Annotated in this window: 14 protein-coding genes and 1 pseudogene; 9 read left to right on the forward strand and 6 right to left on the reverse strand. The window is 43.1% G+C overall.

Features of this window, described 5'->3' with window-relative positions; genetic code table 11:
* The 5 genes from H0G69_RS10350 to H0G69_RS10370 are packed head-to-tail and all read left to right on the forward strand — an operon-like array spanning window position 1 to window position 4046.
* Window positions 1-1482 (forward strand): BglG family transcription antiterminator, encoded by a 1482-nt coding sequence (locus H0G69_RS10350; protein WP_033934797.1) that lies wholly within the window; start codon window positions 1-3, stop codon window positions 1480-1482.
* Window positions 1469-1879, forward strand: coding sequence for a PTS sugar transporter subunit IIA (locus H0G69_RS10355; RefSeq protein ID WP_180304659.1), 411 nt, complete (start codon window positions 1469-1471; stop codon window positions 1877-1879). The genes H0G69_RS10350 and H0G69_RS10355 overlap by 14 nt, the downstream gene beginning before the upstream one ends.
* A gap of 10 nt (window positions 1880-1889) precedes the next feature.
* Window positions 1890-2345: a PTS sugar transporter subunit IIA gene (locus H0G69_RS10360; RefSeq protein WP_034539478.1), complete on the forward strand. Its 456-nt coding sequence runs from the start codon at window positions 1890-1892 to the stop codon at window positions 2343-2345.
* 20 nt (window positions 2346-2365) lie between these two features.
* Entirely contained in the window at window positions 2366-3727 is a 1362-nt protein-coding gene (locus H0G69_RS10365) for a PTS galactitol transporter subunit IIC (protein ID WP_180305445.1), read from the forward strand.
* 31 nt (window positions 3728-3758) lie between these two features.
* Window positions 3759-4046, forward strand: a complete 288-nt coding sequence (locus H0G69_RS10370) for a PTS sugar transporter subunit IIB (protein ID WP_033934801.1) — start codon at window positions 3759-3761, stop codon at window positions 4044-4046.
* Window positions 4047-4567: 521 nt separating this feature from the next.
* Here the strand turns inward: H0G69_RS10370 and H0G69_RS10375 are convergent.
* Window positions 4568-5758 carry an IS256 family transposase gene (locus H0G69_RS10375; protein ID WP_045025302.1) on the reverse strand — a complete coding sequence of 397 codons (1191 nt, stop codon included), beginning with the start codon at window positions 5756-5758 and terminating at the stop codon, window positions 4568-4570.
* A 248-nt stretch (window positions 5759-6006) separates the two neighbouring features.
* Between H0G69_RS10375 and H0G69_RS10380 the strand changes: the two genes are divergently transcribed.
* The 3 genes from H0G69_RS10380 to H0G69_RS10390 all read left to right on the forward strand — a co-directional run bounded on the left by H0G69_RS10380 (window position 6007) and on the right by H0G69_RS10390 (window position 6979).
* On the forward strand, window positions 6007-6456 hold the full coding sequence (locus H0G69_RS10380; protein WP_180305467.1) for a hypothetical protein: 450 nt from the start codon (window positions 6007-6009) through the stop codon (window positions 6454-6456).
* A gap of 109 nt (window positions 6457-6565) precedes the next feature.
* The gene (locus H0G69_RS10385; RefSeq protein ID WP_033934803.1) at window positions 6566-6784 is read left to right on the forward strand and encodes a hypothetical protein; all 219 of its coding nucleotides are present in this window, start codon (window positions 6566-6568) and stop codon (window positions 6782-6784) included.
* 18 nt (window positions 6785-6802) lie between these two features.
* The gene (locus H0G69_RS10390; protein ID WP_240164398.1) at window positions 6803-6979 is read left to right on the forward strand and encodes a hypothetical protein; all 177 of its coding nucleotides are present in this window, start codon (window positions 6803-6805) and stop codon (window positions 6977-6979) included.
* A gap of 221 nt (window positions 6980-7200) precedes the next feature.
* On the opposite strand, the gene H0G69_RS10395 is transcribed toward H0G69_RS10390, so the two are convergent.
* The 5 genes and pseudogenes from H0G69_RS10395 to H0G69_RS10420 form a co-directional block, all read right to left on the reverse strand.
* Window positions 7201-7794, reverse strand: a complete 594-nt coding sequence (locus H0G69_RS10395) for a site-specific integrase (protein WP_180305466.1) — start codon at window positions 7792-7794, stop codon at window positions 7201-7203.
* A gap of 273 nt (window positions 7795-8067) precedes the next feature.
* Window positions 8068-9429: a hypothetical protein gene (locus H0G69_RS10405; RefSeq protein ID WP_180305464.1), complete on the reverse strand. Its 1362-nt coding sequence runs from the start codon at window positions 9427-9429 to the stop codon at window positions 8068-8070.
* Entirely contained in the window at window positions 9416-9646 is a 231-nt protein-coding gene (locus tag H0G69_RS10410; RefSeq protein ID WP_180305463.1) for a hypothetical protein, read from the reverse strand. Before H0G69_RS10410 ends, H0G69_RS10405 begins: the two co-directional genes overlap by 14 nt.
* Window positions 9647-9774: 128 nt before the next feature.
* Window positions 9775-10326 (reverse strand): PilN family protein, encoded by a 552-nt coding sequence (locus H0G69_RS10415; RefSeq protein ID WP_180305462.1) that lies wholly within the window; start codon window positions 10324-10326, stop codon window positions 9775-9777.
* A 130-nt stretch (window positions 10327-10456) separates the two neighbouring features.
* Window positions 10457-10959: pseudogene (locus H0G69_RS10420) on the reverse strand (DUF262 domain-containing protein); the annotation flags it as partial.
* A gap of 608 nt (window positions 10960-11567) precedes the next feature.
* Between H0G69_RS10420 and H0G69_RS10425 the strand changes: the two are divergent.
* The gene (locus H0G69_RS10425; protein WP_006499105.1) at window positions 11568-11732 is read left to right on the forward strand and encodes a hypothetical protein; all 165 of its coding nucleotides are present in this window, start codon (window positions 11568-11570) and stop codon (window positions 11730-11732) included.
* Window positions 11733-11929: the final 197 nt, after the last annotated feature.

Below are 11929 nucleotides of genomic sequence, written 5' to 3' on the forward strand. Positions count from 1 at the left end.
ATGAGTGGAAATCGTGACAAAATAATAAAGATTCTGTCGAAAAGCGATCGTTTTGTCACAGCCGATGAGTTGGCAAAGTCTATTGGCATCTCGACAAAGACGATTTATCGAGCCGTCAATGGGATCAATGACCACTATGACGAACCAATCATTGTCTCCGAGCGTGGCAAAGGGTTGAAGTTGAATTACGATCGGTATCTCGAATTGACGAAGCAGACTGGTTCTGAAAACGACAAGCTGGACAGTACGCCATTGGAGCGACGGAACCAGATTCTTACCAAGCTGCTGTTCAACGCGCCTTTGGCCAATCGAGTGTCAGAGATGTATGAGGACTTCTTCGTAAGCATTGAGCTGATTCATCAAGATTTGACGATTATCAGCAAGCAGCTTCAAAAATATGATCTCAGCTTAAAGCGGGATGGCAGCTTTGTTTCGGTAGTTGGTGATGAGCGGAACATCCGGCGAGCCATCAACGCAGTCTTGATGCAGAGCAATGCCATGAACCAAGAGAGCATCAACGATTTCGTCAGTGAGTTTCATGATCTGAGCCGCTTTGACAATCAATTCATAACCACGCAGTTGGAATTGATTCAGCGCCTGCTTAATACAACGATCCCCTATCCTTATAACGTAAACATCTTTTCCCATCTCTACATTCTTATGAAGAGAATTCGTCAAGGAAAGATGATCGACTCTAAGGACGGGCAGATCAAAAACAAGCGATATGAGAAGATCATTCAGGCCAATCCAAAATTCTATAAGGTAAGCAATGACGTGATCAAGAACGTGGCCGATTATCTTAACTGCGATATACCAGCCATTGAAAGCTATTATTTATTGGAATATCTGATTTCGATGCGTTACAACAACAATTACGTATACGACAAAAAGACTTCATCTGAATCGATGGAGCTGGCTGAATTCTATATCAAGCAGTTTGGATTGAATCCAGGGTCATCGCGCGTTATCTCGCTTCAGAATGATCTGGTCAGTCATATTCGGCCCATGATCAACCGTCTGAACAATCATATCGTAGTTGCCAATAAGGTACTTGCTGATATCAAGCTAGAATACGGTCAGCTTTTTAAGAAAGTCGCGGCAATTACCAAAAAGGCGGAAAACGAATTACAGCTGCCTTGGAAGATCAATGATGATGAGATTGGATTCCTTACGCTTTACTTTGCTAAATATATTGAAGAATCAAGCCTGCCAAAGCGAGTACTGATCATGTGCGCCAGCGGGATTGGAACTTCAAAACTCCTGTACGTAAAGATTCATAAGGCATTTCCGGATCTGAATATCGTGGGAGTCACTTCAAAGACCGACTACGTTGAGAATCCCGACAAGTACGATGACGTTGACGTGATTGTCTCAACAGTACCGGTCGTGCCGCGAAAGGACGCTAAGGTGATCCTTTCAAGCGCAATGTTTAACGAACAGGATAGGAATCGATTGAGCAGGTTATTGAATGATGAAGACTAAGCTAATTCTGGACAAAAACGTAATCGTGCCTAACCGCGATAAATGGCTTAAACACGTTGCGGGCATCATCCCCGATTTCTCGAATGATCCAACGCTGCTCATTCAGACGTTAAGAGAGCGAGAAGAAATCGGGAGCACAAGGCTTGCGGAAAAGTTGGTAATGCCGCATGTCGTAATGCCTGGAATTGCCGATAGCTATATCATCGTTAGCCAATTGGGATCCCCAGTTGAATGGTTTGATAATCATTCAGTGGATACCGGAACGTTTCTGGTCGTAAAAGGCAACGATGAAGCGATAAGTAATTTTGTGGTTCATATGGCAGATGATTCTTTTGTAGAACGGCTGTGTGAACGAGGCATAGAGAAGAAAACTATTGAAAGTCTTTTAGAAGAATAGAGGGAAACGCATGTTGTTTGATAAAGAGGTTATTTTATTTAACCAAGATGCTTCTGACAACGTAAGCGCCTTAACTCGGCTGGCTGACAGTATGTATGCCAAAGGAGTAGTAACCAGCGAGTACAGGGATGCCTTACTGAAGCGTGAAGAAAGTTTTCCCACCGGACTGATGACTCAAACGATTGGGGTTGCGATTCCTCATACGGATCCAGATAAGGTGATTGAGCCGCAGATTGGATTCATGAGTCTGAAGCATCCAGTGACTTTTCATCAAATGGGCGATAATGCCGAGATTCAAGTAAAACTGATCTTCATGCTTGCACTCAAAAAGTCAGACGACCAATTGAGCATGTTGCAGAAGCTGATGGCGCTCTTCCAAAACCAAGAAGCCATGGACGCTTTGCAAAAAATTGATCAGAAGAATGATTTTCTCGATTTGATGAAGAAGAACGAAATAATTGAATAGAGCTAAAGGGGGATAAAGATATGAGTGCTATAGCATCAGGACTCCAATGGTTCGTTAACCTTGGGGCAAGCGTTATGCTTCCAATACTGCTGTTTATCTTTGCTTTGATTTTACGGATCAAGCCAAGCAAGGCCTTCAAAGCTGGTTTGATGGTTGGGATCGGGTTTATTGGCTTGAACCTGGTCATTAGTCTGTTAACCAAGAATCTTGGCCCTGCCTCGCATGCCATGGTTAGAAACTTTGGGATGCACCTTGGCACGATTGACATTGGTTGGCCGGCTGCTTCTGCCATTGCTTACGGTACCGTTCTGGGGAGTCTGGCTATTCCGGTTGGCGTTATCACCAACGTTGTACTGCTGCTGTTGGGATTGACGCAGACGCTGGATGTTGACGTTTGGAACTACTGGCACATTGCCTTTACTGGTTCCCTCGTCTACGCGGTTTCACACAGTTTCTCGCTTGGGATTTTTACGATGATCGTTCACGTAATGGTTATCTACCTGCTTGCTGACATGTCCGCTCCATACATTCAGAAACAGTACGGTTTGGATGGTATTTCATTCCCACAAGGCGCCTCGGCACCAGGCTACGTATTGGCTCTGCCGTTGAACTGGCTGATGGACCGCATCCCTGGCATCAACAAGATCAAGCTGACGCCAAAGACGATTCAAAAGCGTATGGGAATCTTCGGCGACTCTGGCGTGATGGGTCTGCTGATTGGTATCGTAATCGGTATTTTGGCTAAGTACTCCGTTACCAAGACGTTGCAGCTTGGTGTCTCAACGGCTGCCGTTCTGGTCTTGATGCCGCGGATGGTTTCACTGCTGATGGAAGGTCTGACTCCTATTTCTGAAGGTGCCAACGAACTGGTTCAAAAGCACTTCCCAGGCCGGAACCTTTACATCGGGATGGACAGTGCGCTTGCTGTAGGTAACGAAACGGTTCTGTCCGCCTCACTGCTGCTGGTTCCAATTACGCTGCTGATTGCCGTAATCCTGCCAGGTAACCACGTGCTGCCATTTGGTGACTTGGCAACCATCCCTTACATGATTGCCATCATGGCTGCCGTATTCCGCGGCGACATTTTCCGGACGCTGGTTGGTGGGATCGTGGACATCATCTTGAGCCTGTACATTGCTTCTTGGGTTGCTCCACTGGTTACGGCTTCCGCAAAAGCTGCCAACTTCAGCCTTCAAGGCAACACCTCAATTTCCGTTCTTAGTGACGGTGGTGTCTGGACTACCTGGGTCGTCGTTGGCCTTGGCAAGATTATGACTTGGGGCGGTATCGGTTTGATCGGTGTCGTTACCTTGGCATTGATGATCTGGTACAACAAGTTCCACAAGAAGAACCAAGCTAAGAAGGCTAAACCTGCTGCCTAGATTTGTTTAAATTTGGAAGGAGATTATTACTATGAAGACGTTAATGGTTGTTTGCGGTAGCGGTGTTGCTACTTCCACTGTTGCTGAAGGAAAGATTCGCGACTTTTTGGACTCAAAAGGATTGCTGGACAAGGTCAAGATCTACAAGAGTAACATTGCCGAACAGATCAACAACATTGATGACTACGATGTGTTTGTCAGCACGACGGTCGTTCCAGAAGACGTTCGCGACAAGGTTATCAATGGCCTTCCGCTGCTGACTGGTATCGGTGTAGATAAGGTATACGATCAAATCCTGGCAAAGCTGGGTGAAGACTAGATTAACCTACGAAAAGCAGGCCCGTGGAAATTCCGCGAGCCTGTTTTTTTTGATTGTTGATGGAGTGTGTTGAACAAAAATTGCTGAGCTGCTAAGGCATATTTATATCCCTCTGCTGTCGTAAAAATTAATAAGATGGCAGTCTAAAAATGCCCAAAAATGGCAGCGTGAAATTGTACAAGAATGGCAATTTCAAAATGTACAATGCCCCACGTGCCATGCAGAATTCGTAAATCGCTGATGGACGCATTGCGGAGTCATTTTGGGCAGCGAAACGTACTCGTTGAGGGTGCATTATAGGCGCGAACCGAGAAAATTAGTATCCACGTCAAATCCCCGTCACTGGCGGGTCCATGAGCATTCATGGATCGATTTCCCTTATGCTCTTTAAATTACAGAAAACCGAAAAAGGAGATTTTTTAGCTACTTGAAAAATCTTGTCATTGATCGGCATCGTAGAATTTGAGAGTGTCAATAATTTTGTGTACTTTTGAAAATCCTTCTTTGTATGAAATGCTTACTTAAATAAACATGGAATCCAAGGTATCCTTGCTTCCTCGAAATCCACGATGTGCTCGTTCTTCGAACTTGTCATTGTATTCTAGAATTTGAGTTGTCACGAATCGTTGAAGGGCATCCTCATTTGGAAACTGCTCCTTCTGGCGAATTTTCTTCTTCAACTTTTTGTTGAAAGCTTCAATCAAATTTGTTGAGTAAATTGATGCCCGAATGCTTGGCGGAAATTCGTAGAAGGTGAATAAGTTACTTAACTTACCCAATTTTCGCATCTGGTTGCTATATTTGCTTTTCCATTTCAAAATGAAGTTATCTAAAGCTTGTTTTGCTTCTTCAAGTGATTCAGATTGGCGAATTTCTTTAAATTCGCTCATCAAATCTCGCATATCGCTTTTTCGCACATGTGATGTGAGGTTACGAAGCACATGGACTAAGCAGCGCTGAAACTTAGCGGTTGGATAAATTTCTGCAATCACATTTTCGAGCCCAATAAAACCATCGGCGATGAATAACTGAACCTGTTCAATTCCTCGATTGCGTAAACTTTCAAGTAGTTCACGCCATGCTTCACCATTTTCGTTTGGTGCTACCGAGAAGTCTAAGACTTCTTTACCGCCGTCACTACGAATTCCAATCGCGATATTAACCGCTTCGCGCTCAACAGTTCCGCGCTTGAGCGGAATATAAGTAGCGTCTAAGAACACGCAAACATACTGTGAGTGCTTAAAGGTCCTGTTATGAAACTCTTCAACCAAGTTGCCAACTTGCTTAGTAATATTTGAAACGGTAGTTGGTGAATAGTAATCGCCATACATGCGCTCAACTAAATCAGCTATTTCACGAGTCGTGATGCCTTTGGAATACATTTTAATGATCATCGATTCCAGAGTATCTGTCCGCCGTGAATATGGTTCGAATAAAGCGTTACGAAATTTATTCTTACGATCGCGCGGAACCGTAATATTGATTGGTCCAAATTCAGTATCGATGGTTCGCTGATACGATCCGTTTCTGGCGTTGTCCCCATGAGCGGAACTGTCGTTACGCTCATAGGGTTGGTAGCCTAAGACTGCCGACAATTCTTCTTGAAGTAATGTATTGACGGTTTGTTCTAACTGATTGCGAAAGACATCTTTTAATGATGTTTTAGAGTCAGAAGATAGCGCGTCAAGAATTTCTTTGTTAAACTGGTTCATAGGGAAAGCCTCCGTTTTGATTGTGTTTAGCGATTTAATCATACGGGGAAGGCTTTCCCTTTTCAATTTAATTTAGAAATTTACACAAAATATTTTACACTCCCTAGAATTTTATATCGCATATATAATTTGCGCCAACATTCCTCACGATCAAGCAGAAGATATCGCTGAATTGAGTTATCCTTAATATACAAACAAGCATTCCCGATCTGATTGGGAACGTGAAGTAAGACGTTAGGGGCGGTATGATGAGTATTGCGGTAAGAGCTTTAGGGATTGCGGTTATATTGATGATGGCGGCATTGGCAGTTCGACTTTTAAATGAAAGAGAACAGTTGTCTCGTAATTTAGAAAACAAGTCCAGATTCGACAAACGCAGTCGATTGAGATGGAAAATGGGGATCCTAGGGTCGAGAAGAAAGCTTAAGCAGGGAAGACTTGCTTTGGGTCAGATGGTACTAGCTTTTTTGGTTGGTTTCCTAACGATGCGCGCCTACGCGAATGAGTATTTCTTTATGATTGGCGGCAGCATCAGTGTGATTGTTTTTGTGCGTTCGTTCTTCGTTTGGAAAAGGATTACGCGCGAGAGCAGGCCAGTCATTCTTAGTGGTTCAGCAGCCAGGATCATCAAAGAGTTCTTTGATGACGGGGCTAAGAAAAACTCACAAAATGATGACGGATCTAAGAAGGACGATTAGAATAAATGAAAGCGTGATTGTTGCGAAACTATTTATTATTTTCGGTGTTAACTTTGGGAGACTAAGATCTGTAATTTGTTCAGCATAACTTGAAAGAAGGCATGATGAAATGACTGATGATGAAATCATGGAAATCTATCGAGGTTGGGATGACAAAACTTATGCGGCGATCAAAGAATATGTATCTATGTTTCACCAACCATGGCCAGTTTATGGTCCTCACGATATTGAACTGATTGAATGCTGTATCAAAAAGAAAATGTCAATTGATGACCTGCTGACAGATGATGAAATATACGATAAGTATTATAAGGACATTATTTATTGATAAAGTTGAGGTTAATACATGGCAAGAGCAATTCCAAAGGGCATGAAGTTTTATGATGATCCCGGAAAAGAGCTAGAAAAAGCGTTTAAAGAATATGAAGATAGATTTGGCAAAGGATCAGTTGAGAGGCTGATGCCACTTGTTGACCCATTAAATCCCGATCCAGTGGCAGACATGATAGCAATTCAAAATTAAGAAAAGCTGTCAAGACAGGCAGGCGTTTGCCGGAGATACCTAAGGAAATGAGAGACACTATGCTCTATTAGATTGCTCTTCATGCTATGTTAAGTACGAACTCAGTGCAATATAATTAGCTACACTGGGATTCAGAATTATCATGAGTATCACTGGAACAACTAAGAACTTATAACTTTAAAAGCAGACACACCAAAACCCTTGGCGCGTCTGCTTTTCATTTACCCAAAATCAATCTTATCCAGCATATGCTCACGGCTGACCTGATCAAGCCCCAGGTATGCCAAGGTCATGGCTTCGCTGGAATGGTTCAGCAGCTTCATGACCAGACCAATGTTGTAGTTGGACTGGACGTACACGCGATAGGCTCCAGTCTTGCGCATCGTGTGCGTGCCCAGGTAGTTGATATCCAACAGATCCCCGACCTTGGCCATCACGTTATAGAACTGGCGCTCGTCAATATGCTTCTGCGGCCGCGTGGTAGAAGGAAACAGCCATTCCGTTGTACCCTCATAGCTGTTGCGCTTAAGCCACTGCTGATACATCACCAGGTCCATCATCACCGGCTTGAGGTAGAGCGTGTTCCGCTTGCCGGTCTTCTTGTCCTTGATGAACGCGTGCTGCTTAATGGCGCCATAGTCATCGAAAACGTCCTCCTGCTTAAGCCGCAGTACGTCACTGACCCGCAGCAGAGTTGCCTTGCCGACTTGAAAGATGGTGTAGTTGCGCCGGCCAGACTTGAAGTTGTTCAACAGCGTGTCCTGTACCTGCTTGAGTACCTCATCATCCTTGATTGGCAGTACGATTTGCCGCATTTAATCACCCCTGCTTTCCCGTCAAACGGAGGCTTTCATCAATCAGTCTCATTACGTTATCATCGTCCAGCTGATCGTCAAGTACGACTGAAATCCAGTACTTATGATTCATATGGTAGGCCGGAAAAACGGACTGACCGTCAACTGGCAGCGTGTTGCTTTTCAGATTTATGATATCAACGTTTCCGGCGTTAACATACGGCCATGCCTCTTATCATCCAGCAGCTTCTGGTATTCTTCATACTGCTTATTTGTAATCTTTTTTATATTCACCTAATTATAAATCACGATCTTATCATGGGTGTATTCGGCAAAATTACGGTCCACTTGATCAAATACTTCCTGCATCTCGTTATAAATTTTGCCACTGACATAATCCGCCCGCATTTCTGGTTTTTCAAGCAGTACCCATTTCATCTGTGAGTAAACATATTTCGCAAATGCCAACCACTGCGGGTAATTAATCGACATTGGGTTTTTAGAAAAATATACCTTTCCGGCATTAGCTGCTGTAGCAAGAGAATGACTTATAAAAAGCATTGTAGCCAACTTCGGATGCGTTTCTCGTTTTAACGATACAGGTATAGAGTCTTTTACAGAATGCCCTTCATTAATTCTTTTTAAGGCATATCCCATCCGTGTAATAACCTCTATCAACATCACCGGCACGGACATTGAGCAGAAATGAATAAAATCATATCCTTCATAGTACATTCCTTGAACGATTTCAGCGATGGTCTGATCATAGTCACCAATTTTCCCGAACTGAAGCAGATTAAGCAGACTCATAAACGGAGCTGGTAACCCCATTGATGTAGTGATATCAGATTTAAAATGTATGATTTGTTTTGCAAGAGCCAGAAAGGTATCGCTCTCCCTTCTGTCCGCGTAGTTTTCCATCACTTGACATACAACTTTCCCATTTTTATCGATTGTAGTCATTGTTCCGTTCAGAATATCTGACACACCGAATATGAAACCAAGAACCGGATCATGACCAAGTTGTAATAACCGATGATAATATGCTGACAGTCCCTCAACATAGATTCTCGTATGACGATTGTCCTGTGCATCAAAAGGAACTTTGCTTATCTTGGAATTGGCTAGCTTCTGCATTTCCTCTTCGGGATATTTTTTATCAAAATAATCCCTGACAAAATCTGATAATGGTCCGGCTTTCAGACCATCCGGCGTTTTCTTCGGAATGCCAACGAGTAAAATATCAACCGCTGAACCAACCAAACCGGCAAGAATGGAAATCGCATAGTCAACCTTGTCCATGTGATAGATCTGTTTGAAATCTCTGTTTAACAGACGAATGGCTTCTTCATTTTGCCTCAGCTCATCTTCTGTAAATAGCGCTCGGATATCACATTTCCCTGTTATATATTGATTTGCCTCTGCGCATAGTTCATCCCAATTCGGCACTACTATTACTTCGTTATTACGTTTATTTGCTACCTCATTCTTTGAAGGCAAATCATATCCAAGACTTTTAAGAAGCACTTCACTGCGTCGGATTTCATCATCCGTTGCAGACGAATCAGGAAAATGAATGTTTTTTAACTGCTGATCATGATACATGATCACCTTTGCCATTTGTTGATCAGTGTCATTATTTTTATTCCTGTTCATCTGATCCCTCGCTCTTTTCTTTCTCAGCCTCTAGTGCTTTAACCAATACCTCGTTTATTGTCCCAAGATGCTCAGCCTTCTCGGTTTGATTTGACAGATCTTTTATCTCAGCATCTTGTTTCTGGATTGCTTCCTGCTCTAACCGCTCTTCCTCGCGATGGCGTTTCTCTTCCTTTTTACGTTTGAATAGCTGAACTAAACCCAAATACAGTGCCAACAGCTGCTGCCGCCCAAGATATTATCGTTCCCCATTCATTTCGTGGCGGTTCTGGATAATTAGAGTTGTATTATCGGCTGGTGTGTTCTTATAATCATCATCTTCGTTATTGTTCACTGCGATCGTTCTCAAGCAACGCCCAGGTCATTTTTCAAATCAATAATTGCCTGTTGTAGCAATATATTGAGACTCTGCAAGTAATCCATTCTTTCCTTATCAGCGTCTGCTTCCTTTTTGAGAGCCTCAATAATTGCTTCATGTTTTGCTAGGGCCTCTTTATACAATCTTTCTTTTTCCTGCTGGAGCTGCTTATTTTTCAGATGGCTGGCTAAGCCCACACCACCTGCAGCGAGAATAGCAACTGGTGCGGCTAATACAAAAACGCCGGCAACCATTCCTCCACCGATAAGCGAACCTGCTGTTGCAAGTCCTGATGTAATCCCAGCTGCAGACAAACCAACTACTCCCAATCCATACAGCGCTGCAAAAGAGCCAACACCACCGATTCCGGCACCTAATGCACCCGCCAAAACCTCCGGTATAGAGCTTTCTTTAATGGTTCTGTTTTTATCATTCAGTGCCGCCGCAGCTTCATTAATTACATTCACAACGGGCTGAAGTGAATCCACACTCTGAAACACCATATCTTTCTTTTTTATGCCCTTAGTATCCGAATTCATTTTTTAACTCCATTCTTTCCTGAATCTGTTATTGCCTTTAAGAGCCACGAACTTGCTACAGCCACTCCAGTAAGAGCCGATAATACAGTAGAACTGAAGATACCAGCTGTTTTTATCCATTCATCAGACACTTCTTTTTGAAGAACCTGTAGTTGTTTGCATAGTTGCTTTTCCAGTTGTCATCAACGATACCGGTTTTCAGAATATTGAGGAACTGCTCCTTGTCGCTGTCAGTAGCAACCTCTGAATCAATCTTTAAGGCTGACTTATTCGGCTCGTCGAACTCATCCGTTTTCCAGATGCACTGTTCGATGAGCTTGCTCGTCTTGAGTGCTTTGTCGTTTTTCATGCTGCCGTACTTGTCGTAGAATGCGCGGAGTAGGAGCATGAGCGTCGTTAATGTTGCTGACCATCGATGATTTCCTTTTTGCCGTCCTCGTTCTTGAATGTGACTATCGGGCCGAGGAAATCCTCGTCAGTGTCGCTGTCGAACTTGTCGCAGTCGTTGTCCGGGAACGCAAAGAGAAACAGGTCGTCCTATAATGTCTGGCATTCCTTTTCTCCCCAGGCGTATGGCCTCTGATAGTCCGGTATCGGAAAATCCGTGTTCTTTTCAGTGAAGAGATTCTTTATACTCTTCTAATTAATATTTAGCTTTGACATTCGCTTCTTTCTCCATCTCAGCGTATTATTATGATTTCTTCCCGTATTCCGCTGTATAAGTATCCTTAGTTTTCTGAAAGCCAAATTCGCTCATCAGCTCGGGGATGAATTTTTGGTTTTTAAATACATCGTCAATCAGTCTGGTCATCCTGTCACTCCACTCAATTTTTCGAAAAATCGATAGGTATCATTTTTGCTATATAGAAATAAATAACATGTCTTAATTTTATCATAAAAACGGATGCCTTTAAACCACCTTTTGCGAAGTGTTATTTGATAGAAATAACACTTTCTATCATGATCATGGCCGATCAAGCAGCCCAAATCTCCGAAATGCAAAAATCGCCTCTCAGACGCACTGAAACTTAAATAGATGGGTAAGTTATCCATTACGTTTCGTCTGAGAGGCAATTATCGAAATGCACTAAAAAATCGAGCCAGTTAGCCGCTGACTCGATTATGGTATAATATTTTTGTCCAAGAACATTGGCGGTGCTTCGCTTTTCGAAGGGAGCGATGCCAATGAAGGAGTTGAAAAAACACACGACGCTTCCCATCATTATGAAAGGGATCCATAAGTGTCAAACCGACATCAAGATGGCGCCGACTTAAAAGGTCTTGCCGCTGTTCTTCACGAACTGCATGGCTTACCGATCGGCGTTCAATATGCAGCTTTGGCCACGGTCGTAATCATTGTGATTGCTTCCCTCATAGCCGGTTGCTACATGGTCAGTCATTTCTGACCAAAAAGAAAAACCATCTTTATGAGTGGCAGCTCTAAGATGGTGTTGTACATTCTTAATTTAGTTTAAAGTGTAAGCACTGTCGATTTTCAAGGACATTCGGGCTAACGTGTTCCCTCACGTTAGCCTTTTTGTTTACGCCATAATTATAGCTGATTTCAATCGTCATTGCAATTTGAAAACGCCTTGCCAGACCA

Source organism: Limosilactobacillus mucosae (genome assembly GCF_013423865.1).
Classification (GTDB): domain Bacteria; phylum Bacillota; class Bacilli; order Lactobacillales; family Lactobacillaceae; genus Limosilactobacillus; species Limosilactobacillus mucosae.

What these genes read in the sequence shown, in the direction of transcription:
- H0G69_RS10380 (WP_180305467.1), top strand. Translation starts at nt 6,007, where the DNA reads ATGAGTATTGCGGTAAGAGCTTTAGGGATTGCGGTTATATTGATGATG.
- H0G69_RS10390 (WP_240164398.1), top strand. Translation starts at nt 6,803, where the DNA reads ATGGCAAGAGCAATTCCAAAGGGCATGAAGTTTTATGATGATCCCGGA.
- H0G69_RS10405 (WP_180305464.1), bottom strand. Translation starts at nt 9,429, where the DNA reads ATGAACAGGAATAAAAATAATGACACTGATCAACAAATGGCAAAGGTG.
- H0G69_RS10395 (WP_180305466.1), bottom strand. Translation starts at nt 7,794, where the DNA reads ATGCGGCAAATCGTACTGCCAATCAAGGATGATGAGGTACTCAAGCAG.
- H0G69_RS10355 (WP_180304659.1), top strand. Translation starts at nt 1,469, where the DNA reads ATGATGAAGACTAAGCTAATTCTGGACAAAAACGTAATCGTGCCTAAC.
- H0G69_RS10350 (WP_033934797.1), top strand. Translation starts at nt 1, where the DNA reads ATGAGTGGAAATCGTGACAAAATAATAAAGATTCTGTCGAAAAGCGAT.
- H0G69_RS10375 (WP_045025302.1), bottom strand. Translation starts at nt 5,758, where the DNA reads ATGAACCAGTTTAACAAAGAAATTCTTGACGCGCTATCTTCTGACTCT.
- H0G69_RS10370 (WP_033934801.1), top strand. Translation starts at nt 3,759, where the DNA reads ATGAAGACGTTAATGGTTGTTTGCGGTAGCGGTGTTGCTACTTCCACT.
- H0G69_RS10365 (WP_180305445.1), top strand. Translation starts at nt 2,366, where the DNA reads ATGAGTGCTATAGCATCAGGACTCCAATGGTTCGTTAACCTTGGGGCA.
- H0G69_RS10385 (WP_033934803.1), top strand. Translation starts at nt 6,566, where the DNA reads ATGACTGATGATGAAATCATGGAAATCTATCGAGGTTGGGATGACAAA.
- H0G69_RS10415 (WP_180305462.1), bottom strand. Translation starts at nt 10,326, where the DNA reads ATGAATTCGGATACTAAGGGCATAAAAAAGAAAGATATGGTGTTTCAG.
- H0G69_RS10360 (WP_034539478.1), top strand. Translation starts at nt 1,890, where the DNA reads ATGTTGTTTGATAAAGAGGTTATTTTATTTAACCAAGATGCTTCTGAC.